Source organism: Catellatospora chokoriensis, assembly GCF_011297315.1.
GTDB lineage: Bacteria > Actinomycetota > Actinomycetes > Mycobacteriales > Micromonosporaceae > Catellatospora > Catellatospora citrea.
This window is the reverse complement of the sequence record NZ_JAAOTI010000003.1, coordinates 424569-448702: the sequence shown is the minus strand read 5'-3', so window position 1 is coordinate 448702 and position 24134 is coordinate 424569. Positions and strand designations below refer to the sequence as shown.

Annotated in this window: 16 protein-coding genes; 6 read left to right on the top strand and 10 right to left on the bottom strand. The window is 71.0% G+C overall.

What is annotated here, in order from left to right; translation table 11 throughout:
* Positions 1 to 73 precede the first annotated feature (73 nt).
* The 6 genes from HAV39_RS06985 to HAV39_RS06960 form a co-directional block, all read right to left on the bottom strand.
* The gene (locus HAV39_RS06985; protein ID WP_191838343.1) at positions 74 to 1006 is read right to left on the bottom strand and encodes an ROK family protein; all 933 of its coding nucleotides are present in this window, start codon (positions 1004 to 1006) and stop codon (positions 74 to 76) included.
* Entirely contained in the window at positions 1003 to 3558 is a 2556-nt protein-coding gene (locus HAV39_RS06980; RefSeq protein WP_191838342.1) for a glycoside hydrolase family 2 protein, read from the bottom strand. Before HAV39_RS06980 ends, HAV39_RS06985 begins: the two co-directional genes overlap by 4 nt.
* Complete coding sequence (locus HAV39_RS06975) at positions 3555 to 4400, bottom strand: carbohydrate ABC transporter permease (protein ID WP_191838341.1); 846 nt, start codon at positions 4398 to 4400, stop codon at positions 3555 to 3557. The genes HAV39_RS06980 and HAV39_RS06975 overlap by 4 nt, the downstream gene beginning before the upstream one ends.
* A complete protein-coding gene (locus tag HAV39_RS06970; protein WP_191838340.1) occupies positions 4397 to 5365 on the bottom strand; it encodes a carbohydrate ABC transporter permease in 969 nt (322 codons plus the stop codon). Before HAV39_RS06970 ends, HAV39_RS06975 begins: the two co-directional genes overlap by 4 nt.
* Before the next feature lie 65 nt (positions 5366 to 5430).
* A complete protein-coding gene (locus tag HAV39_RS06965; RefSeq protein WP_191838339.1) occupies positions 5431 to 6738 on the bottom strand; it encodes an ABC transporter substrate-binding protein in 1308 nt (435 codons plus the stop codon).
* A 189-nt stretch (positions 6739 to 6927) separates the two neighbouring features.
* Complete coding sequence (locus tag HAV39_RS06960) at positions 6928 to 7785, bottom strand: LacI family DNA-binding transcriptional regulator (RefSeq protein WP_203736635.1); 858 nt, start codon at positions 7783 to 7785, stop codon at positions 6928 to 6930.
* 99 nt (positions 7786 to 7884) lie between these two features.
* Between HAV39_RS06960 and HAV39_RS06955 the strand changes: the two genes are divergently transcribed.
* From HAV39_RS06955 to HAV39_RS06940, 4 genes are all read left to right on the top strand, one after another.
* Positions 7885 to 9111: an ROK family transcriptional regulator gene (locus HAV39_RS06955; RefSeq protein WP_203736636.1), complete on the top strand. Its 1227-nt coding sequence runs from the start codon at positions 7885 to 7887 to the stop codon at positions 9109 to 9111.
* Positions 9112 to 9419: 308 nt separating this feature from the next.
* A complete protein-coding gene (locus tag HAV39_RS06950) occupies positions 9420 to 12317 on the top strand; it encodes a galactose-binding domain-containing protein (protein ID WP_191838338.1) in 2898 nt (965 codons plus the stop codon).
* 69 nt (positions 12318 to 12386) lie between these two features.
* Positions 12387 to 15965, top strand: coding sequence for a glycosyl hydrolase family 95 catalytic domain-containing protein (locus tag HAV39_RS06945; protein WP_203736637.1), 3579 nt, complete (start codon positions 12387 to 12389; stop codon positions 15963 to 15965).
* A gap of 191 nt (positions 15966 to 16156) precedes the next feature.
* Positions 16157 to 19213: a hypothetical protein gene (locus tag HAV39_RS06940; protein ID WP_191838337.1), complete on the top strand. Its 3057-nt coding sequence runs from the start codon at positions 16157 to 16159 to the stop codon at positions 19211 to 19213.
* Between the two features lie 45 nt (positions 19214 to 19258).
* On the opposite strand, the gene HAV39_RS06935 is transcribed toward HAV39_RS06940, so the two are convergent.
* The gene (locus HAV39_RS06935) at positions 19259 to 20341 is read right to left on the bottom strand and encodes a glycoside hydrolase family 18 protein (RefSeq protein ID WP_191838336.1); all 1083 of its coding nucleotides are present in this window, start codon (positions 20339 to 20341) and stop codon (positions 19259 to 19261) included.
* A 111-nt stretch (positions 20342 to 20452) separates the two neighbouring features.
* Between HAV39_RS06935 and HAV39_RS06930 the strand changes: the two genes are divergently transcribed.
* Positions 20453 to 21883, top strand: a complete 1431-nt coding sequence (locus HAV39_RS06930) for a serine hydrolase domain-containing protein (protein ID WP_191838335.1) — start codon at positions 20453 to 20455, stop codon at positions 21881 to 21883.
* Between the two features lie 6 nt (positions 21884 to 21889).
* On the opposite strand, the gene HAV39_RS06925 is transcribed toward HAV39_RS06930, so the two are convergent.
* On the bottom strand, positions 21890 to 22468 hold the full coding sequence (locus HAV39_RS06925) for a helix-turn-helix domain-containing protein (RefSeq protein ID WP_191838334.1): 579 nt from the start codon (positions 22466 to 22468) through the stop codon (positions 21890 to 21892).
* Positions 22469 to 22519: 51 nt separating this feature from the next.
* Between HAV39_RS06925 and HAV39_RS06920 the strand changes: the two genes are divergently transcribed.
* Positions 22520 to 23059 carry an arsinothricin resistance N-acetyltransferase ArsN1 family B gene (locus tag HAV39_RS06920; RefSeq protein ID WP_191838333.1) on the top strand — a complete coding sequence of 180 codons (540 nt, stop codon included), beginning with the start codon at positions 22520 to 22522 and terminating at the stop codon, positions 23057 to 23059.
* Between the two features lie 51 nt (positions 23060 to 23110).
* On the opposite strand, the gene HAV39_RS06915 is transcribed toward HAV39_RS06920, so the two are convergent.
* Both HAV39_RS06915 and HAV39_RS06910 read right to left on the bottom strand, forming a co-directional pair.
* Entirely contained in the window at positions 23111 to 23524 is a 414-nt protein-coding gene (locus HAV39_RS06915) for a DUF3592 domain-containing protein (protein WP_191838332.1), read from the bottom strand.
* Between the two features lie 101 nt (positions 23525 to 23625).
* On the bottom strand, positions 23626 to 24066 hold the full coding sequence (locus tag HAV39_RS06910) for a VOC family protein (protein ID WP_191838331.1): 441 nt from the start codon (positions 24064 to 24066) through the stop codon (positions 23626 to 23628).
* Positions 24067 to 24134 lie beyond the last annotated feature (68 nt).

Genomic DNA, 24134 nt, shown 5'->3' with positions numbered 1-24134 from the left:
GACCGGATGATCGGTTTCCTGCGCCGGGCGGTCAAGAACGGCACGCGGGTGCTGGGCGGCCCCACGACCTGCCTCACACCACGGCTTCGGTCCGCAGCGGCGGGTCGGCGGACACCTGCGCGAAGGCGAGCGCGGCGGCTCCGACCAGCCCCGCGTCCCGGCCGAGCGCGCCGATCCGGACGTCGAACCGTCTCGCGAAGGCGAGCCCGCCGCGGCGGGCCAGCCCGCGCCGGATCGGGTCGAGCAGGACGGGTCCGGCGGCGGCCACCCCTCCGCCGACGACGACCGCGTCGAGGTCGCACATCGCCGCGGTGGTCTGGAACGCCACCGCCAGTGCCTCACCGGCCCGGTCGAACGCGGCTAGTGCGGCGGCGTTGCCGCGTGCGGCGTCGGCGGCCAGCTCCGCCGCGTCGGCGGCGGTCCGGGGAGTCCAGCCCAGGGCCAGCGCGTGGCGGACCATGGCGGGGCCGCTGGCGAGGACTTCGAGGCAGCCCAGGTTGCCGCACGGGCACGGCGGCCCGCCCGGGTCGATCGTCATGTGCCCGAGCTGGCCGGCATTGCCGGTGGGACCCAGGTAGGGGCGGCCGTCCAGGATGAGGCCGCCGCCCACCCCGGTCGACACCACGACGCCGAGCACGGCCCGACCGGCCGGTGCCGCGCCGCGCCAGCACTCGCCGATCGCCATGCACTGCGCGTCCCCGGCGATGGCGACGGCAGGGCGGTTCGGCGTCAGCCGCCGGACCGCGTCGGCCAGGGGGAAGTCCCGCCAGTTCGGGATGTTGACCGGGGAGACGGTGCCGGTGACCGGGTCCAGGGGCCCCGCGGTGCCGATGCCGACGGCGTCGACGGGCCCGGCGAGCACGTCGGCGACGACGGCGGCCAGCACCGCGTCGGGGTCGGCGTCGAGGTGGACCCGCTCGGACCGGATGGCGACGGTCCCGTCCTGCGCGACGACGGCGGCGGCGAACTTGGTGCCGCCGACGTCCACGGCCAGCACTCGCTTCATCGGGCGACCTCCCCGAACGACCGGGCCGCCAGGCCGAACGCGCCGTCGGGCAGCGCCGACGCCTGCGCGGCGGTGAGCGGGAGACCGTCGCGGCGGCTCACCCGGAACACGTGGTGCTCGCCCGGCAGGAGCGTGACCAGCGCGTCGTCGACGACGAGCTGGTCCGGCTCGACGCCCAGCGGCACGGCGAGCCGGTCGGCGAACACGCACACCTCGCGCAGCGTCGTCAGGGCGCTGACGGTGACGTGCAGGGTGCCGTCGACGACGGCGGTGTCGACGCGGCGTTCGGGCGGCGGGGCGAGCAGGTCCCGTTCGGGCCGCCAGGCCCAGGTGGCCCTGGTGCCGTCGGTGTCGGCGACCAGGAGTTCGGCCCGGGGGTCGGTGGGCTGCGCGAGTGCGGGTGGCAGCGGCACCCGGACGATGCCGCCGGCGGGGCAGGCGGGTCGCAGGTCTGCGCGGTGGTGTTCGTGGCCGTCGAGGCCGACCCGGCGGACGGCGATGTCCGGCTGCCAGTCGGTGGGCGAGTCGTTGACGAGCACGAGTTCCAGGCCCTGTGCGCCGGCCGGGTCGTGGGTGGGGCCGGGCCGGACCGGCTGGATGGTGGCCAGGCGTGGGGTGAAGGAGCGGCGCAGGGCATGCCAGAGGGGCTTCTCGATGCCGGCGTGGTCGACGGCCGACCAGCTGACCACCGGCCAGCAGTCGTTGAGCTGCCAGATGACCACGCCGCCGCAGCGTTCGCGGGTGCGCAGCCATTCGACGCCGGTGGCGACGGCGCGGGCCTGCACGACCTGGGTCGCGTAGTGCCAGTCGGGTCCGTCGGCGGGGGTGGGCACGTGCGGCTGGAGGCCGCGGCTCAGCTTGTGCACACCGTCGATGGCACGCAGGTGGTGGCGGGTCAGCGGGGAGCCGGGGCCGGGGGTCTCGCCGTCGACGACCCGGGTGAGGGTGGTCCAGGCGGGTGGCCCGCACCAGCCCATCTCGGCGACGAAGGCGGGGTCGTGGTCGCGGTAGTGGGTGTAGTCGGCCTCGTTCCAGGCGTCCCAGAGGTGGCTGGGCCCGTGGGTGTCGGCGGTGGGGTCGCGGTCGATGCTGCCCGACCAGGGGGAGTTGGGCAGGTACGGGCGGGTGGGGTCGAGCCGGTGCAGGACGCGGGGCAGCACGTCCAGGTAGTAGGCCGCACCCCAGCCGCGGGAACCGACCTGGTCGGCCCAGTGCCAGTGGTGCCAGCCCTGGACCGTCTCGTTGCCGCCGCACCACAGCACCAGGCTCGGGTGGGCCGACATGCGGGCGACCGCCTGCTCGGCCTCGGCGGTGACGAGCTCGATCATGTCGTCGTCCTCGCAGTACGCCGCGCAGGCGAACAGGAAGTCGTGCCAGACGAGCATGCCGCGCTCGTCGCAGGCGTCCAGGAACTCCTCGGTGGCGAAGTGGCCGCCGCCCCATACCCGCAGGATGTTGGCGTTGCCGGCGACGGCCTGGTCGATGCGCGCGGTGACGCGTTCGGGTGTCGCGCGGCTGGGGAAGGTGTCGTCGGGGATCCAGTTGTAGCCGCGGACCCGGACCTCGCGACCGTTGACGACCAGCGTCCAGCGGGTGCCCAGGGCGTCGGGGGTCTCGTCGACCGCGACGCTGCGTACGCCGAAGCGGGTGTCGGTGGTGTCCAGCACGACGCCGACGTGCTGGAGTTCGAGGCGCAGCCGGTAGCGCGGCTGTGCGCCGAGGCCGGTCGGCCACCACAGCGCGGGGTCGGTCAGGGTCAGCGCGACGACCGCCTCGTCGCCGACCACGGTGCCGGTGGCCGAGCCGCAGGGCAGGCCGGCCGGGTCGGTGAGGTCGACCTGGACGAGCGAGCCTTCGGGCGCGTCGACGCGGACATGGCAGGACAGGTGCGCGACGCGGTGGTCGTCGCTCAGCCGCACCAGCGGACGGACGTGCTCGATGCGGCCGGTGTAGGTCTCCAGCCGGATGTCGCGCCAGATCCCGGCGGTGACGTGGTGCGGGCCCCAGTCCCAGCCGAAGTTGGCGGCGGTCTTGCGCACGTGGGAGTAGGGCTCGTCGTACGGGCTGGGCAGCGCCCCGTGCGCGCGTTCGTGACGCAGGGCGGCGTCCCAGGCCGAGGTGAAGCGGATCTCGACGACGTTGTCGCCGGGCCGCAGCGCGTCGTCGGCCGCCCAGCGGTAGCGCAGGTGCTGGTCGCGGGCCGCGCCGATGGGGTGGCCGTTGACGTACACGTCGGCGAAGGTGTCCAGGCCGTCGGCGACGAGGTCGGTGCGTGCCCCGGGCGTCGGCGTCCAGTACACGTGGCGGCGGTAGGTCCAGTGGGAGTGGCCCACCCAGGTCTGGGCGAGTTCGCCCCAGGCCACGTCGGGGTCGGCGAGCAGCCCGGCGGCGAGCAGCGCGGTGTGCACCTCGCCGGGCACGGTCGCCGCCACTGTGGTGGTCTGGATGTTCGCCGGAGTGTCGTCGGGTCCGGACGACCAGGTCAGTTCCCACTGGCCGCCGAGGTCGTGGCGGGTCGCGGTGACGGTCGTGGCCTGCGTGGTCTGTGTCATCCCTTGACCGCCCCCGCGGTGAGTGCTTCCTGCATGCGTCGGCTGGACATGGTGTAGGCGACGTAGACCGGCAGCAGCGTCAGGACGGTGCCGGCGGCCAGCACGCCGAAGTCGGTCGCGTCGGACAGCAGCGTGGGCAGCGCGACCTGCGCGGTGCGCACGTCGGCGGCGGTGCCGGTGATGGTCAGCGAGAACAGGTACTCGTTCCAGAAGGTCAGCAGCTGCAGGATCGTCACGCTGACGATGCCGGGCATCGCGATCGGGATGTAGACGCTGACCAGCAGCCGCCAGTGCCCGGCGCCGTCCAGCGCCGCGGACTCCACCAGGGCCGGCGGCACGGTGCGCATGAACTGGGTGAGCAGCAGCACGGACAGTGGCAGGGCGCTGGCCGGCAGGAACAGCATCTGGAACTCGCGGGTGTAGAACAGCCCCAGCTCGATCGCCAGGATCACGGTGGGGATCAGCGCGGCGAACGGCGGGATGAGGAAGCCCGCCGAGAACACCCCGGTGATCAGGCGGGAGAGCCGGTTGTCCTGGTACGCCAGCGCGTACGCGGCGGGCACCGACAGGCCCAGTGTCACCGCGATGGCCACGACCGAGATCAGCGCGGAGTTGAGCAGCGCGGCCCCGAGGTCGGCGGTCTGCCAGGCGGTGCCGAAGTTGTCCCAGAGCCAGTCGGCGGGCAGGGAGAAGGGTTGGGTGAAGATCTCGATGTTGGTCTTCAGGGCGCTGACGACCAGGTAGTACAGCGGTGCGGCGAGCAGCAGCGCGTACGCCCAGGACAGGGTGCCGGCCAGCCGGCCGGTGGCGCGGCCGCGGCGGGCGGCGTTCGGCGGTGTCATCGGGTGTTCTCCTTGGAGCTGCGCAGCAGCGCGCGGATGAGGATCATGCCGCCGATGCCGAGGATGAGCAGCGCGACACCGACCACCTGGCTGTAGCCGAGGTCGCGTTGCGAGAAGGCCTTCGCGTAGACCAGGTAGGACAGCGTGGTCGACGACGTGCCGGGTCCGCCCTTGGTGAGCAGGAGGATCAGGGCGGCCGAGGTGAACAGCGTCCACAGGAACTGCAGCATCGTGAGCGTGCGGACGTAGTCGAGGGTCATCGGGAAGGCGATCTGCCACATGGTGCGCATGCGGCCGGCGCCGTCGATCTGGGCGGCCTCGATGACGTCGGCGGGCAGGCTGGCCAGGCGGGCGGCGAACAGGACGGCGGTCCAGCCGATGCCGCGCCACAGGTCGATGGCGATCAGGGCGGCCAGCGCGGTGCCGGGGTCGGCCAGCCACGGGGTGGCCCAGGACTCCGCGCCGATGCTGCGCAGCAGGCCGTTGACGCCGCCGTTGGGCGACAGCACGCCGTAGAAGATCATTCCGGTGATGGAGATCGAGATGAGGCCGGGGGAGAAGTAGAGCACCGACAGCAGGCGGTAGCCGCGGGGCTTGGTGTTGAGGTGGTATCCGAGCATGAAGGCCAGCGGGATCATGACCGGGACGGCGACGGCCACCTGGATCAGGCTGTTGCGGACGGCGGCGTGGAACGTCGGGTCGGTGAGGACGCGCCCGATGTTCTCGGCGCCGACGTAGGCCGGCTCGTACAGCAGGCCTTTCCAGCGCATGGTGGCGATGACGAACATCGCGGCGAGCGGGCCGATGGAGAACGCGGCGAACCAGAGCAGGGACGGGACGGTCAGCCAGAGGACGCGGGCGGACTGCAGGCTGTTGGCGCGCCGGCGCCGGTTGACGCGGGGCGGGTGCGCGACGGCGGTGTCGCCCGGCCCGGCGGGCCTGGCGAGCGTGCTGGTCGATGGCATGTCGTGCGGTTCCTTAAGACAGGAGTGGGGGCCGCCTCGGGCGGCCCCCACTCGGTCGGCGGGTGTCAGCCCTTCGTGGCCTTGTCGAGGTCGGCGCAGATCTGCTCCGGGGTCGACTTGCCGTAGGCACCGGTCAGCACCGTGATGATCGGGTCGGAGGCGGCCCCGATCCAGACGTCGGGCAGCACCGCGTAGTCGGCCTTGGCGTCGAGGCCGACCGACTGCGCCAGCAGCGGATCGGTGGCGTACGACGCGAAGTCGCCGGTGGTCGGCGGCAGGATGCTGGCGTCCTTGACGAAGTCGCCGACGGCCGCGTCCTGGTAGAACTTCGTGATCAGCTTGCGGACGTTGTCGATGCGGCCGGGCTCGGCGCCCCGCTTGGTGATCATGAAGCCGACGCCGGTGAAGCCCTGGAAGGCCGTGGGCTTGGTGAAGGAAGCCCCGCTCGGGATGGGGAAGCCGCCCAGCGTGGTGCGCTTCTCGATGCCGGTGCCGGACGCGGCCGACTCGGTGTACGCCCAGGAGCCGGCCGGCATGATCGCGGCCTTGCCGGAGTAGTACGTGGCGTACATGTCGTCGGCCTTGAGGCCGGCGGCGTTGTCGACGAACACGCCCGCGTCGCGCAGCTGGGTGAACAGCTTGATGCCGCTCATGACGGGCGCGGTGCTGCAGTAGCCGCCCTTCTGCATGACGGTCTTCATGGTCGCGGCGTCGGCGTAGGACTGTGCGATCTGGTAGAACAGCTTCTGCCCGGTCCAGTCGTTGCCGCCCACGATGACCGGCCCGATGCCGGCCGCGCGCAGCTTGCCCGCGGCGGCGATCAGCTCGTCGGTGGTGGCGGGGACCTGGTCCACACCCGCCTTCTTGAGCAGGTCGGTGTTGTACCACAGCGGCCAGCTGAAGCCGGAGAACGGCAGGCCCTGCAGCTTGCCGTCGGCGGTGCCGCCGACCCGCCACTCGTTGAGCGCGGTGGGCTTGACCTTGTCGGCCAGGCCCCATTCCTTGAGGTAGTCGTCGACGGGGACGGTGACGCCCGCGTCGAGCCAGCCCAGGGTCTTGTCGAACAGGTTGACGATGACCAGGTCCGGCGACTTGCCCGCTGCTACGGCGTTCTCGACCTGGTCGTCGATGGTCTCCAGGCCTTCGGTGAGGTTGACGGTGACACCGGTCTCGGCGGCGTACGCGTCCAGGACGCGCTTCTGCGCGGCGGCCGCGGAGTTGCCAGCCGTCCAGCGGGTGACGACCTCGATCGAGGTGGCGGCGGCCTCGGGTTCGTCGGAGCCGCAGGCGACCAGGGCCGGGGTCAGGAGGAGCGCGCCCAGGGCGGCCGCGGCTGCGGCCCGGGTCGCCCTGGAGGTGGAGCGATGGTCCATGGAGCTTCCTTTGCTTGTCGGTAAGGGAATCCAGGCCACGCCTGAGACCGCCGCCGATCGACGCGCGGTCGCCCCGGACGGTGGGTCCGGGGGTTGCTGAGGCGTTGCCGGGATGTTGCGCTGGGCGGTGCCGGACCACAGCGTGCAGCATCGAAACTCCAAAAGTCAACGAGTAATATTTTTAATCTATTAAAGTCCGGAGCCCCGTGGAACGAGCGTCGCGGGCGGGGCCAGCACCGGCTCGGGCGTTCGGCCGAGAAGTACTTCGGCCAATACGTCACCCACCAGTTCGCCCAGCGCCTGCACGTCGTGGCTGACCGCGCTCAGCGGCGGGTCGGCCAGCTGGCACAGTGCCGAGTCGTCCCAGGCCACCAGGCACAGATCGCCCGGCACGGCCAGGTCGAGGCGGCGGGCCTCGTGCAGCGCGCCCAGCGCCATGACGTCGTTGTCGAAGACCAGCGCGGTCGGCCGGTCGTCGTCACCGGACAGCGCCGCCACCGCCCGCACCCCCGCCGCCTCCGAGTAGTCGCCCTCGAACGTGGTGGCGCGCGCGCCGTGCTCGGCGGCCACGGCGTCGAAGGTACGGCTGCGGATGATCGTGTGCGCCATGTGCGCCGGACCGGCGACGTGGCCCAGGTGGGTGTGCCCCGCCTCGACCAGCGAGACGACCACGTCGTGCATGGCGACCTCGTCCTGGGTCCACACCGTCGGCAGCCCGCCCGCGGTGACCGGGTCGCCGACCACGACCGTGGGCATGCCCAGCTCCTTGACCAGGGCCACCCGCTCGTCGCCGGGCAGCAGGTCGATCAGGATCGTGCCCTGCACCTGGCCCTGGGCCGCCCAGGCGCGGATGCGCTCGCCGGCCTGCTCGACCGTGGCGACCACCTGCAGCAGCACGGGCACGCCCCGCGGCACGAGCACCCGCTCGATGCCGGCGATGAACTCGTGGAAGAACGGTTCGGCCCCCAGCACCTCGGCGTCACGCACCAGGGCCAGGCCCACCGGTACGCCGGACAGCGGGCGCGTGATCGTCTTGGTCGGTGCCATGGCGGTCCTCTCGTGTCTACTAGTCTCGTTCGCGTACCCAGTCTCGTTCCCCGTAACGTAGTGGGGTCGGACATCGATGCAGGCGGAAGGTGGTCGCGAGTGGCGCGCAGGGAGTCCGCGGCCGCGGGGCCCGGCAGCCGGGCGCTCATCGTCGACCTCATCCGCTCCGCCGGGCCGATCAGCCGCGCCGAGCTCGTCACGGCCACCGGCCTGACCCAGCCGACGATCTCCATCATCGTCCGCCGCCTCATCGACGACGGCGTCGTCCGCGAGACCGGGGCCACCGTGTCCACCGGCGGCAAGCCGCGGATCCTGCTGGTCATCAACTCCCACGCCGCGTACGGCGTCGGCATCCACGTCGCGGCCGACGCGTTCACCTGCGTGGTGACCGACACCCGCGGCGGCACGGTCGGCCGCCAGCTCGTGGCCCGGCCCGCCGGCGAGAAACCCGACGCCGCCGTCGACCGCCTGGCCGCCCTGTACCGCGACGTCACCGGGGGCCTCGGCCTGCTCCCGCAGAGCGTGGCCGGGCTCGCCGTCGTCGGCCCGGGACCCGTCGACGTCGCCCAGGGCAGGTTCCTCGCGCTGCCCGGCCTGGAGGACTGGGCCGGGATCGACCTCGGCGCGGCGCTGGCCGAGCAGCTCGGCGTGCCCGTGCTCATCGACAGCGACGCCGCCGCGGCGACGGTCGGCGAGTTCTGGGGGCGGCAGGTCTCGCGCGAGCGGACCTTCGGCTGCCTGTACATGAACTCCGCGATCGGCTCGGGCGTCGTGCTCGACGGCGCGCTGCACCGCGGGGCCGGCTCCAACGCGGGCAAGATCGGCCACGTCGCGGTGGTCCGCGACGGCAGGCCGTGCCACTGCGGCAACCGCGGCTGCCTGGAGGAGTACGCCGCGCCCCGGGTCCTGGCCGAACAGGCGCGGTCCACGCCGGGCCTGGCCGCTCGGCTCGACATCCGCCCCGAGGATCCGGCCGCGCGGGCGTTCGACATCCTGGCCCGCGCCGCGATCTACGGCGACGTCCAGGCGCATGCCCTGCTCGACGCCTCGGCCCGGCTGCTGGCCGAGGGCGCGGTGACCCTGGCCAACCTGTGGGATCTCGACACGCTCGTGCTCGCCGGACCCGGGTTCGCCGTCGCCGGATCGATCTACGTCACCCAGATCCGCCACCACCTCGCCGAGCGCGCCTACTCCCGCCAGATCCACGCCGTGCAGGTCGACCTGTCGAGCAACCCGCGCGACGCCGCGGCGATCGGCGGTGCGGCCCTGGTGCTGCAGGGCGCGGTCGCGCCGGGCCACGGCCCCAAGGTCGCCGCACCGGAGTAGGCCGGCGTCCTGTCTGTACTGGTCACGAGCGCCGCTGCGCCGTGTCCGGACCCCGCCTCCCGCTGCTCCGATGTGGTACTTGACGCTTCGACGAATCATAGATTAATAATGTAACCCCGCAGAAACCCTTGCGCCCGGGGCCGGACCCGCCGCTTTCGAAACACGCCGACCTGGCGCCTCCACCGCCGGGTCGGCGTCCGCACATCCTGCGCCCCAACGTGTCCGCGCCCGGGCGAGTGGGGCCGACCGCGACGCCGTCCGACCGGACGTTGTGGCCGGCCAACCGCATCCACATAAGAGGAGTGCCCATGCACCACCGATCCTCCCGCCCGTTCACCCGCGCCGCAGGCAGACGCCTGCTCGGCGCGGCCGTGGCGGCGCTGGCCCTCACCATCGGGGCCGTTCCCCAGCTCGCCACGCCCGCCGCCGCGGCCGGACGCGCCATCCACGTCGCCAAGAACGGCAACGACTCCGGCCCGGGCACCGCGGCTCAGCCGTACCTGACGATCAACCGCGCGGCGCAGGAGGCGTTGCCCGCCGACACGGTCATCGTGCACGCCGGCCTCTACCGCGAGACGGTCAAACCGGCCCGCGGCGGCTCCGACGAGGCCAACCGCATCACCTACACCAACGCCGGCGACGGCGAGGTCGTCATCAAGGGCTCGGAGGAGGTCGACGGCTGGACCCGCGCCGGCGGCAACGTCTGGCGGGTGACCCTGCCCAGCAACTTCTTCGGCGCGTACAACCCGTTCGCCACCCGCCAGCCCAACGGCGGCGGCGGGGACTTCTTCCCCGTGTACACCGCCGGTGACGTCTACCTCGACGAGCTGGCCTACCGGCAGAAGGGCACCCTGGCCGAGGTGCAGTCCGGCCCCGAGACCTGGTATGCCGAGGTGTCGGGCGGCAACACGACGATCCAGGCCAACTTCGGCAGCGCCGACCCCAACGCGCGGCTCGCCGAGGTCAACGTGCGCCGCCAGGTGTTCGCCCCCGACGCCTGGGGCCTGGGCTACGTCACGGTGCGCGGCTTCACCGTCAAGCACGCCGCCAACATCTACTCCGACTTCCCCAGCAGCCCGACCCGCAGCCAGGCGGGCGCGATCAGTGTGAACGGCGGCCTGCGCTGGATCATCGAGAACAACATCGTGGTCAACGCCCGCACCATCGGCATCGACATCGGCCTGGGCAACGACGAATGGGCCGGCAACCGCCCCGGCAACATCCGCACCCACTTCCACAACACCGGCCTGTACGGCTCGCACATCGTGCGCAACAACTACATCGCCCGGTCCGGCCAGTCCGGCATCGCGGGCGTGTTCTCGTGGAACTCCGACCTGCTCTACAACCGGATCGAGGACACCAACTACCGCAACGAGTTCAGCGGCGCGGAGACCGCCCCGATCAAGGTCCACTACATGAACGAGGGCCTGATCAAGGGCAACTACATCCGCAACTCCCAGGGCGGCAACTCGGCCGGCATCTGGACCGACTGGGGCAACCAGAACGTCCGCGTCACCGGCAACATCGTCATCAACGCCCCGTGGGGCTACTACGCAGAGGCCGTGTTCGGGCCGATCCTGGTCGACAACAACGTCTTCATCGGCAACCACGACATCCGCACGCTGGACGCCACCGGCATCGTGTTCGCCAACAACCTGTTCGTCGACAACGGCAACGTCAACATCGACGGCGGCGGCCGGGAGGCGTACTACTTCCAGCCCGGCACGATGAACGAGTCGACGGCCACCACCAGCACGCAGCGCTTCCACTGGTACAACAACCTGGTCCAGGGCTCGACCCTGCCCAACAACGCGACCGGCAAGACCCACGTCAAAGAGGGCAACGTCAGCAACGCCGTGTCCAACGTGCGCTACACGGCCACGAACACGCAGCTGCAGCTCACCTTCGACCTCAACACGGCCGGCATCAGCGGCCTCACCCCGGTGACCCGCGCCCGCGTCGGGACCATCCCGCTGGCCGGGGAGAGCATCGCCGCCGACGTCACCACCGACTACTTCGGCGGCGCGATCAACACCGGCAACGTGATGGCCGGGCCGTTCGCCGGGGCACGCAACGGCGCGAACTCCTTCACCCTGTGGCCGCCGGCCGGTCAGACCGTGCCGAACCCGCCCGCGCCGCCGGCCGGGGAGGCGAACCTGTCGCTCGGCGCGCGGGCGCTCGCGTCGTACCAGGACGGGACGCTGACCGCGGACAAGGCCATCGACGGCAACGCGACGTCACGCTGGTCCAGCGACCACAGCAACGACAACAGCGCCTGGATCCAGGTCGACCTCGGCAGCTCGTTCAACGTGAGCCGGGCGGTGCTGAAGTGGGAGGCCGCCCACGCACGCGCCTACAAGGTGCAGGTGTCGGACAACGCGACGCAGTGGCAGGACGCGTACTCGACCACCACGGGCGTCGGCGGCACCGAGACGGTGACGGTCAACCGGACCGCCCGCTACGTGCGGATGCAGGGCGTCACCCCGAACACCGCGTGGGGCTACTCGCTCTACGAGTTCGAGCTGTACGGCCAGTCCGCCTCAGGGGTGACCGGACCGACGGTCTACGCCGCCGCCGACTACCAGGGCACCGCGGCGACCCTCGCCGTGGGCAACTACGACCTGGCGCAGCTGCAGGCGGCGGGCATCGCCAACGACACCATCTCGTCGCTGCGCGTGCCGTCCGGGTACACCGTCACGGGGTACGCCGACGCGGGCTTCGCGGGCACGGCCTGGACCTTCACCGCCGACAACCCCAACCTCGTCGCGACCGGCAACAACGACGCCATCTCCTCGCTGCGGGTCACCGCCACGGGCGGCGGCACCGGCACCACCCTGCGCTCGCGCGCGAACAACCTCTACGTCACCGCCGGGTCCGCACCGCTGACCGCGAACGCGGGCACCGCCGGCACGGCGCAGCGCTTCGACGTCGTCGACCTCGGCGGGGGCAACGTCGCCCTGCGCGCCAAGGCCAACGGCATGTACGTCTGCGCCGAGAACTCCGGCGCGGCCGCCCTGGTCGCCAACCGCGCCTCGGCCGGCCCGTGGGAGACGTTCCAGCGGATCACCAACGCCAACGGGACGGTGAGCCTGCGCGCCACGATCAACAACAAGTACGTGACCGCGCCGGGCGGCGGCGCGCAGCCGCTGATCGCGAGCAGCGATACCGTCGGCACCGCCGAGCAGTTCGACTTCGCCACCGCCTGACCACCGCGCGGTCGGGCCGTGGCGCGGCCCGACCGCGCCCCGAAGGTTCGCTTCGAGAAAGGGAACCCCATGCGCAGCACCCTGATCAGATCAAGGTCGGCCACCGGCCGGCGGATGCTCGGCGTAGCCCTGGGCGCGGTCCTCGTGCTCGCCTCGACCACGTTCGTCACCGGCGCGCAGGCCGCCGAGACGAACCTGTCGCGGGGCACGGGCGCGCGAGCGGCCGCCTCCTACCAGGACGGCACGCTGACCGCCGACAAGGCCATCGACGGCAACACCACGTCGCGCTGGTCCAGCGACCACAGCAACGACAACAACGCCTGGATCCACGTCGACCTCGGCGGCACGTACGCGGTCACCCGCGTCGTGCTGCGGTGGGAGGCCGCCTACGCGCGCGCCTACAAGATCCAGGTGTCGGACAACGCGACGCAGTGGCAGGACGTCGTCTCGACCACCACGGGCGTCGGCGGCACGGAGACCGTCACCGTCAACCGGACCACGCGCTACGTGCGGATGCAGGGCGTCACGCCCAACACGCAGTACGGCTACTCGCTGTACGAGTTCGAGGTCTACGGTGACACCGCCGGCGGCGTCACCACGCCCACGTTCTACCCCGACCCCAGCTACGGCGGCACCGGCGTCGGCCTGGGCGTCGGCAGCTACGACCTGGCGCAGTTGCAGGCGGCGGGCATCACCAACGACAGCGTCTCGTCGATCCGGGTGCCGGCCGGGTTCACCGTCACCGCGTACGCCGACGGTGGTTTCTCCGGCACCGCGTGGACCTTCACCGCCGACAACGCCAACCTCGCCGGGACCGGCAACAATGACGCCATCTCCGCGCTGCGCATCACCAACAGCACCGGCGGCGGCACCGGCGCGCCGACCGTGGCCCGGTCGACCAGCTACCCGCAGGTCTACGACGACTGGGAGAACGGCCTGCTGGCCGGCAACGGCAAGCAGGGCGTCATCGTCTTCGGCAACCCGCGCAACGACACCGTCGTGTTCAACGACCGCGACTTCTTCATGGCCCGCAGCGAGGCCCGCCCGCACCGCACTTTCAACACCGTCAGCCAGGACAACCTCAACCGGATTCGGGACCTGCTGCTGGCCGGCAACTACCAGGCCGCCAACCAGCTCGCCGCGGACGTGCAGGGATACTCCGGCGGCGGCGAGGGCAGCAAGCACCCGGGCTTCAAGATGACGATCCAGCTGCCCGACAGCGGCACGGTCCGCGACTACTCCCGTGCCACCGACTACGCCTCCGGCGTGGTGTCGGTCAACTGGACCGACGACAAGGGCGCCTGGAAGCGCGACACGTTCGTGTCCCGGCCCGACGGCGTGACCGTGCAGTACCTGCCGGCGCCCGCCGGCCAGCGGATGAACGTCACCCTCGGCGTGTCCATCGACGCGGGTATGAACCTGCTCAACAAGGGCGTGACCTACACCAACAACTCCAACACCACCTTCCTGAACCTGCGCGCCAAGTACGCGAGCGGCACCTACAACGCCGGCTACGAGGGCGTCGCCAGGATCGTGACCGACGGCACCAAGGCGATGAGCGGCACCAACGTGTCGGTCACCAACGCCACCTACGTGCTGCTGCTGTCCCAGACGCAGCGCTACGACGGCACGTTCAACGGCGGCGTCACCGCCGAGACCGAGTGGAACCGCCAGACGCTGCAGACCAGGCTGTCGGGTCTGACCACCGACTACAACACGCTGCTCAACCGGCATGCCAACGTCCACCGGGGCATCTTCGACCGGGTCTCGATCGACTACGGCGCCAGCGCCGCGGACCGGGCCAAGTCCAACGAGCAGCTGCTCGCCGAGCAGAAGAACGCGACGACGCCGTCGGCGGCACTGTACGAGCGGCTGTTCTACTCCGGCCGCTACCACCTGCTGGCCTCCAGCAACGAGACCGCCGCGCCCGACCTGCTCGGCAACTGGACCGGTGACAGCAACGTCGGCTGGGACGGCTACTACCACCTCGACGCCAACCTCAACCTGCAGATCTCCGGCGGCAACATCGGCAACATGCCCGAGGCGATGGCCGGCTACTTCTCCCTGAACAAGCAGTGGCAGAACGACTTCCGCACCAACGCCCAGAAGCTGCTCGGCACCCGGGGCATGCTGACCGGCGGCAACACCCCCAACGGTGAGGGCCTCATCTCGAACATCAACTTCGACTACCCCTACCAGTACGTCACCGGTGGCGAGTCCTGGCTGCTCTACCCGTTCTGGGAGTACTACCAGACCACCGGCGACCGGACCTTCCTGGAGCAGCAGTACTACCCGCTGATCCGCGACATGGGCGACTTCTACGAGGACTTCCTCGTCCGCAAGGACGGCAACGGCAAGTACGTCTTCGCCGGGTCGATCTCGCCGGAGAACCGCCCCGCCGGGGGAGTGCCGCTGTCGGTCAACTCCGTCTACGACATCTCCGGCGCCCGGTTCGCCCTGTCGACGCTGATCGAGACGAGCCGGACCCTCGGCCGTGACCAGGCCAAGATCCCCGTCTGGCAGGAGCGGCTGGACAACCTGCCGCCGTACCTCATCAACAGCGACGGCGCGCTGGCCGAGTGGGCGTGGCCCGACCTGGCCAACAAGAGCCAGTACCAGCACCGCCACTCCAGCGGCCTGATGCCGGTGTGGCCGTACCGGGAGATCACCCCGGAGAAGAACGCCGCGCAGTTCAACGCGGCGAAGGTGTTCCTGCAGCGCAAGGACGGCGGCAGCTACGAGAACGCGGGCCACGGCCTGCTGCACGGCGCGCTGATCGCGGCGAACCTGAACAACGCGGCGTCGGTCGGGGCCAAGCTGCTGCGCTTCGCCAAGGACGACTACTACTACACCAGCCTGGCGACCTCGCACTACAACAACCACGGGGTGTTCGCCACCGACGTCGTCAACTCGGTACCCACGATCATGATGGAGATGCTGGCCACGACGAGCCCCGGCACCCTGGAACTGCTGCCCGCGGTGCCGAACGGGCTCAACCGCGGCTCGGTGTCCGGCATCCGCGGCAAGAGCCGGTTCACCATCGACAAGCTGGACTGGAACACCGACAACCGCACCGCGCGGGTGACGCTGACCTCCGCCGTCGACCAGAACCTCACGCTGATCCAGCGCGGCGGCATCCAGTCGATCTCCAGTAGCAGCATCGCGATCCAGGGCTCGCCGCTGGGCAACATCGCCCGGGTCCTGCCGCTGCGCGCCAACCAGCAGGTCACCGTCGACCTCGTCTTCGGCGGCACCAGCGGCAACCTGGCGCTGAACCGGCCGGCGTCGGCATCCTCCGATTCCGGCGCCACCCAGAGCGCGGCCATGGCGTTCGACGGCGACCCGGCCAGCCGCTGGGCCGCCAATCAGAACGCCAACAACTGGCTTCAGGTCGACCTCGGTAGCACCTGCCACGTGACCGGCGTCGGCATCCAGTGGGAGGCCTCGTACGCCCGGGGCTACCGGATCCAGACCTCACCGGACGGCCAGGCCTGGACCGATGTGCACACCCAGACCGCCGGCGACGGCGGCCGGGACGACATCGCCCTGAACGTCGACACCCGCTACCTGCGGATGCAGGGCACCCAGCTGTCCGGACAGTGGGGCTACTCCATCTACGAGATGGAGGTCACCGGCACCCGCCCGTAGCCCGGCCCTCCGCTGCCGCCCGCCTGCCCAGCTCCACCCGGCAGGCGGGCCGCAGCCGTGCCCGACCGGTGGTGCCGCGGGTATCTCGCGCCGGGAACACCACCGGTGGCGGTGTCTTGACACCCGAAGGAGACGAGGGGACTATCGAAGGTCATATATCCTATGGGATCTACGATTTACAGGAGGCGGTCGTGTCGTCCCGCTCCACACACCTACTCGCCGGCATGACGGCGCTCGCCGCCGGAGCTGCGCTGACCGGCTTGCTGGTCATGCCCGATGCACCAGCCGCCGCCGCCGCAGCGGTGACCCTCTACGCGTCCCCGGCCGGTTCCGGATCGTCGTGCACACCGGCAGCACCGTGTTCCCTGACGGGCGCGCAAGGCGCGGTGCGCGCCGCACGAGCCGCTGATCCCAGCGCCGACGTGCAGGTGCAGCTCGCCGACGGCACCTACCGGTTGTCGAGCACGTGGAAGTTCACCGCCGCCGACTCGGGCAGCGCCGGACATCCCGTGGTGTGGCGCGCCGCGCCCGGCGCGGCTCCGGTGATCTCCGGCGCGACCCGGGTGACGGGCTGGGCGCAGGAGGGCACGAGCGGCCTGTGGTCCGCGCCGGTGCCCGCGGGCAGCGACACCCGGCAGGTGTACGTCGACGGGGAGAAGGTCCCGGTGGCCGGCGCCGCGCTGGCGGACCTCGGCTGGAACGGAGGCTGGGCCGGGTCGTCCTCGGGCTACAACATCAACGGCGACGCCGCCGCGAAGGCATGGTTCGGGGCGCGCTCGGCAGCCGAGGTCGCGAAGGTGGAGTTCGACTACCCGGGTGGCAACGGCCCGTGGACGCAGTCACGCTGCCGGGTCGCGAGCTACTCGGCGGCGACGGCGACCTTGGCGATGGCGCAGCCGTGCTGGACGAACGTGACCAACCGGGCCGCGTTCAGCCAGGGCAGCGGCGGGCTGCCCTCGATGTCGGTGAGCACCAAGCCGACCCGGGTCGACAACGCCCGGGCGCTGCTCAGCCCGGGGGAGTGGTTCCTGGACTCGGGCGCGTCCAGGCTGTACTACCAGCCGGAGTCCTGGCAGCAGATGCTGAACCTCGCCGTGGAACTGCCGCGCCTGGAGACGCTGCTGCAGGGCGCAGGCACGCTCGCCAACCCGCTGCACGACATCACGTTCACCGGGCTGCAGTTCTCCTACGCCACCTGGAACGACCCCTCCCGCTCGCACGGCTTCTCCGACGTGCAGAGCAACCTGCGCATCACCGAGGGCCGCAACCAGGGTATGTGCACATTCGCGAACCCGGCTGGCAGCTGCCCGTGGGGCGCGCTGACCCAGCCGCTGGGCAACGTCGCGTTCACCGCCACGACCAACCTGACCCTGGCCGGCAACCGCTTCGTCAACCTCGGCGGAGCGGGCCTGAGCGTCATGTACGGCGCCCGCGACACCGTCATCCGGGGCAACGAGTTCACCGACATCTCCTCGACGGCGCTGCTGCTGGGCTGCACCTACGACCCGACGCCGGCGAACGCGTCCGAGGCGCAGGGCATCAAGGACCACTGCGCGCCCGACCCCGCGGCGGTCAGCGGCGACAGCATCGGCCTGAACGAGATCCTCACCAACACCACGGTGTCCGACAACGTGATCCACCACATCGGCACCGACTACTCCTCCGCCTGCGGCATCACGCTGCTGTTCTCCCGTGGCACGAAGATCACGAACAACGTGCTCTACGACCTGCCGTACACCGCGATCACCGCCGGCGTCATCCAGGGCCACGTGGATCAGGCGAGCACGCCGCAGAACTCCACCAACATCAACGAGAACAACACCATCAGCAACAACCTCTTCCACGACTACATGTCGGTACGCCACGACGGCGGCGCGATCTACGCCGAGGGCCACCAGGCGGGCTACGTCTACCGGACCGACGGCTCCCTCGACCCCGTCGCGACGCTGGCGAAGGGTCTGCAGGTCAAGGGCAACGTCGCGTTCAACGGCCGGTCCACCAACTTCACCTACTACGACGACGCGGGCTCCGAATGGATCAACTGGGAGGGCAACGTGGCCTTCAGCGCGGGCGGCGCCGCCCAGGGCGGGTGCAGTGCCACCGGCCACTTCTGGATCCGGAACAACTACTTCTCGGCCCCGCACCAGTCGTACGCCTGCAACCCGCCGATCGACTCGAACGCCTCCGGCAACGTGTCGATCCCGGCGACACCCGGACCCGGCCACATACCGTCGGCCGTCCTCGCCGCCGCCGGGCTCACCTCCGCATACGTCGCCCAGCCCGTCGCGGGCACGCCGGAGGTCCGCTACATCTCCCCGACGAACACCGCCCAGGTGCTCATCGGCGGGCACGGCTTCACCGCGACGACACCGGTCTACGTCAAGAACGTGCGCGCCACCGGCGTCCAGTTCGTCTCCGGCGGATTCCTGATCGTGCCCATCCCGTCCGGCACCACGGCAGGCGACATCCGCGTCGGCGACGGCGGTGGTCCGGTGACCTCGGGCCGCATCGACGACACCGACAGCCGGATCGGCTACAGCGGCTTCACCCTGCAGTCGGGCCGGACGTTCGGTGACCTCAACGGCGACGTGCACTTCGCGACCGCCAACGGGTCGACCGCGACGCTCACGTTCACCGGCACCGGTGTCGCGGTCTACGGCGAGCAGAACACCGACCAGGGCAATGTCGGGATCAGCATCGACGGAGGCGCGCAGCAGGTGGTCAGTACGCTGCCGGCCGACGGGGTGCGCCACGCGAACGTGTCGGTGTTCAGCAGGACCGGGCTCAGCGCGGGCACGCACACGATCGTGGTCACCAAACTGTCGGGCTCCTACGCGGTGCTCGACGGGTTCTCGGTCACGAACACCGGCCCGACGACGACGCGTCTCGACGACACCGACAGCCGGATCGGCTACAGCGGCTTCACCCTGCAGTCGGGCCGGACGTTCGGTGACCTCAACGGCGACGTGCACTTCGCGACCGCCAACGGGTCGACCGCGACGCTCACGTTCACCGGCACCGGTGTCGCGGTCTACGGCGAGCAGAACACCGACCAGGGCAATGTCGGGATCAGCATCGACGGAGGCGCGCAGCAGGTGGTCAGTACGCTGCCGGCCGACGGGGTGCGCCACGCGAACGTGTCGGTGTTCAGCAGGACCGGGCTCAGCGCGGGCACGCACACGATCGTGGTCACCAAACTGTCCGGCAGCTACGCGGTGCTCGACGGATTCACCGTGACCTCTGGCTGATCTCCGCCGGTCGAGGCGGGGTGACGGCGCGGAACTCCCGCGCCGTCACCCCGCCTCGGCGCGGAACGGGCGGGTCATCGCGGCCAGCAACGTGTGTTCGTCGTCGTCTCCGCCGAGATGCCAGGTGAACGCACCCCGCAGCCCGTGCCGCGCCGCGAACGCGGCCCGGTCCTCGATGGACTTGGCGTCTTCGTAGCTCACGAACGTCCGGTCGCTCGGGTGGTACAGCCATGGCGAGCGGGCCACCGGGTGGCGGTGGCGCTGCCAGGCCGGATCAGCCAGCAGGTCACGCGCGATGTCCCGCCAGTCGCCGACTTCCACGGTGCCGACCTGGGGTTGGTACAGCCCCGCCTGCTCACCGGCGGAGGCGACGCGGAAGCCGCGGCCGTAGAAGGGCACGCCGAGCACGAGCTTGTCCCGCGGCACGCCGTGGCGCTCGTAGTAGTCGACGGCGCCGGTGACGTTGTTCCACCGGCGCGGGCCGGCGTCCAGCGGGTCCTGGGCCACCTCGGCCAGCGGCGCGTTGAACGTGGCGATCGGCGAGAAACCCGTGCCGAAGTCGTAGGTCATCAGGTTGGCGAAGTCCAGCAGCTCGGTGAAGGCAGCCAGCTCGTAACTGTCCGCCGGGTCGTACGGGCCCGCCGACTGCAACCGGCCGGCCGGCAGCGCTGCCGCCAGCAGCCGGGACGGCCCGAGCCCGTGGCGTAGCTGCTCGGCCAGCAGCGTGGCGTTGTGCCGGTCCTCGGGCCGGTGGACCAGCTCGACGGGACCGCCCGAGACGGGGAACTCCCAGTCGAGGTCCAGACCGTCGAAGTCGGCGGCCAGCTCCAGGCTCTGCTCGACGAACACGGCCCGCGACCGGGGTGTGCGGGCCGCGTCGGAGAACCCGCCGGCCCCCCAGCCGCCGATCGACAGCACGATCCGCAGACCGGGCTCGGCCCGCCTGCGCGCGGCGAGGGCCGCGAGGTGCGCGGGCGCCTGCGGCGGCAGCGTCAGGCGCCCGTCCTCGATCGTGGCGAACGCGTAGAAGATGTGGGTCAGCAGGCCGGCGGGCAGCGCATCGATCGCGTCCGTGTTCTCGTCGGTCCCGTGGAAGTAGGCGCCCAGCACCGTCTGCCCCGTGATCATCTGCGTACGGTATCAGGGGGCGGCCGACCCGAGGCCGCACCGCAGAACAGGGACCGCACCGCTCGCCGTAATGGTCGTACCTCATCGGGGCGGTTTTGTTAGCGTGCCTGGATGTCTTCTCCACGCTTCCTGCTGCCGCGGTCGGCACCGGCTGCCGCGGGGGTGTCCTCCCGCGCGGTCGCCGCGCTGCTGGACCGGCTCGAAGCGCAGCCCGTCGAGTGCCACTCCATCATGGTCGTGCGCCACGGTCACGTCGTCGCCGAAGGCTGGTGGGCGCCCTACTCGGCCGACCGCCCACACCTTCTCTACTCGCTGACCAAGTCGTTCACCTCGATAGCCGTGGGGCTCGCGATCGCCGACGGGCTGCTCTCGCTGGACGACCGGGTGGTGGACGTGTTGCCCGACCACGTTCCGTCCGACGTCTCGGCGCAGGGCCGCCGCCTCACCGTGCACCACCTGCTGTCCATGACGACCGGACACGGCACGGACAGCCTCGCCGAGGCCTGGCGACTGGAACCGGACGACCTGGTCAGGGGCTTCCTGCGGGTGCCGTTCGCCGAAGCCGAGGGGACACGGCACGCCTACGACAACGCGACCACCTACGTCCTGGCCCGGATGGTGGAGCGGGTCACCGGCCGCGGCCTGCCGGAACTGCTCGACGACCACCTCTTCGAGCCGATGGGCGTCGACCACGCCGAGTGGGATCGGGTGGCGAGCGGCGCCGCGTTCGGATTCCACGGACTGCACCTCACGACCGAGGCTGTCGCCGCCTTCGGTGAACTGCTGCTGCGTGGCGGCCTCTGGGACGGCCGGCAGCTCGTCCCGCGCGAATGGGTGGAACTCGCGACCAGCCGGCACATCGACAGCGGGCCGTTCAAGGACGACGGGTCCGACGACAGCGACTTCAGCTGCGGTTACGGCTACCAGTTCTGGATGTCGCGGCACGGCTACCACGGTCACGGCGCCTTCGGTCAGCAGTGCGTGGTGGTGCCGTCGCACGATCTCGTGGTCGCCGTGACCGCCCAAGGAGAGGCCCAGATGGTGCTCGACGCACTCTGGGAGTGCCTGTTGCCCGGCTTGGACGACACGGGAAGCGCCTCGGACGACGAGATCCTCGCCGCGCGGCTGCGCCAGCTGTCACTCGCGCCCGTCACGGGCGTGGCCGCCCCGGAGCGTGCCATCAAGGCGAGACTCGACGCCTCCGCCGAGGACTCGGCTCTGCCCGACGGCACCACGGTGATCGTCGATCCCGTGGACCGGGGGTGGCTCGTGCGACTCGGGCCGTCTCTCGACGTCGAGGTCGGCCACGGCGAATGGCGGGAGAGCGCACCGCTCGGCCGCCCGGTCGTCGCGGCCGGCGCCTGGCAGGGCGACACGTTCGTCGCCGACCTCTGCGTCATCACCACCCCGCACCGGGTTCGGCTGCTGGTCGACGTCGGCTCGGGGACGGCGGTCGCGACGTGGAGCACCGTGCCCCTGACCGGCCCCAGTCTGGCGTTGCATCTGCGGGCACCGCTGATGACACGGCCCGACGTCGCGTAGGCGCAGCTACGGCGATCGCCTCGGAGCGGCGAGTTTGTCGAGCACGATCAGGTAGCGGCACGGGGCCGCGGTCGTGTTGACGAACACGCAGTCGGCCGGTGCGCCGAGCTGCAGGCAGTCCCCGGCGTCGAGCTCGTGCACCTGCTCGCCCTCCACGAAGCGCAGGTGCCCGGACAGCATCCAGATCTGCTGGTCGATGAAGCGGTAGGCCTGTGCCGGATAGGCGACCTCGGCGCCGGGCGGGAGTTCCACCTCGACCAGTTCCAGGGCGGTGCTGCCCGGTGGCGAGACCGCGCGGCGCGTGTAGCCGGTATCGGGGTCGGTCCACACGGGCTGCTCATCGTGCCGTGACAGGCGCACGGCGTCGCCTTCGGCACGCGCGATCAGTTCCGACAGGGTGAGCCCGAGGGCACCGGACAACCTGCCCAGCAGCGCCGCGGTCGGCTGGGCCTCGCCGCGCTCGACCTTCGAGATCATCGCGCGGGACACGCCGGACACCTCGGCCACCGCCGCGACCGTGAGCCCTTGCTGTTCCCTGGTGGCGCGCACGGTCGCGGCGAGGGCTGCGGTGAGGTCATCGGTCACGATCGGACTCCCATTGACACTATAGTAAACGCTGTGACTACTATAAAGGACATGACATGGGATGGGAACATCCGCCGCGCGACCGCGGATGATGCCGCAGCCTGCGCCGCGATCTACGCGCCGTACGTCACCGACACCGCGATCACGTTCGAGACCGAGCCGCCCACCGCGGAGGAGATGGCTCGGCGCATCGAGGCCGCCAACCTGCGCCACGCGTGGCTCGTGCTGGAGGTCGACGGCGCGGTCGTGGGCTACGCGTACGGCACGGAGCACCGGACCCGCGCCGCGTACCGCTGGGCCTGCGACGCCAGCGTCTACCTGCAGATGGACCGCCGGCGCACCGGTGGCGGGCGGGCGCTCTACACCGCCTTGCTGGCCATTCTCGCCGCCCGCGGATACCGGCGGGTGATGGGCGGCGTGACCCAGCCCAACGAGGCCAGCATGGGGCTGCACCGATCCTTCGGCTTCTCCGACGTCGGAACCTACCGCAGAGTCGGCTGGAAGCTGGGCGCTTGGCACGACGTCACCTGGCTGCAGTTGGACCTCGCGCCCGACGAGGAGCTCGCCGCCGAACCCGGCGAACTCCGGTGACACGCCGACCCGGGGTGTCCTCACCCGACGCCCACGACACGGGGTGGTCGGTCAGGGGTCGAGCATCGCCGCGATCAGGACCACGACGGTGGCGAGCGAACCCACCGCGAAGAAGATCATGATCACCTCTGCGACGGCGGCAGTGAGATAGGCGCCCGGCGTACGGCGGATCTCGTCGATGTTGGACGGACGGTGCCGGTCGTAGCGGACCCTGATGCGATCGCCGACGACGGGGACCGCGGGCCGGTCATCGAGCCGCAGGTGCACGGTCGGCCCGCCGTCGATGCGCACCTCGGCGTGATGGGTGACGAGGTCGTCCTCATGGCGGTCGGAGCGGCGGACGACCGTGGCCCAGCCGCTGACGCCGCGCAGCCGCCGCAGCCAGACCTTGGCGTAGGCGTAGCCCACGCCGACCGCGAACAGCAGGCAGACCCCGATCAGCACCATGAGTCCCGCTGCGTCCACGGGATCGAACCCTGTCGCTGACGTCCCGAGCACCACTGCATTGTCGGACATCGCTGCCCGGGCGTCGATCGGGTTGCCCGCAGAGCTCCGGAACGTTCGGCTCAGCTCAGCTGCTCGGCCAGCGCGAGGATGACGCCGCTCGGCCCGCGCAGGTAGCAGAGCAGGTAGCTGTCCTCGTAGCGCGTCACCTCACCGACGAGTTCGGCGCCGTGCGGGCGGAGGCGGGCGAGGGTGTCCTCGAGGTCGTCGACGGCGAACATGACGCGGTGCAGGCCCAGGGTGTTCGCCGGGGTGACCTTCGGCTCGGGGGTGACCGCCTTCGGGTGGTGGTATGTCACGAGTTCCAGCCGGCCGGCGGCGTTCGGGACACGCATCATGGCGATTTCGGTGCGTGTGCCGTCCATCCCGACGACCTTCCCCGCCCAGCTTCCTTCGATCGGCATCCGGCCTTCGAGCTCCATGCCGAGTTCGGTGAAGAAGGCGACGGCGGTGTCGAGGTCGTCGACCACGATGCCGACGTTGTCCATGCGTTGAACGGCCATGTCCCGAGGATAGGGGCCGGGTCTGAGACGATCGGCGCAACGAGCCGCCGCGCGGTTCGCCAGTCGTT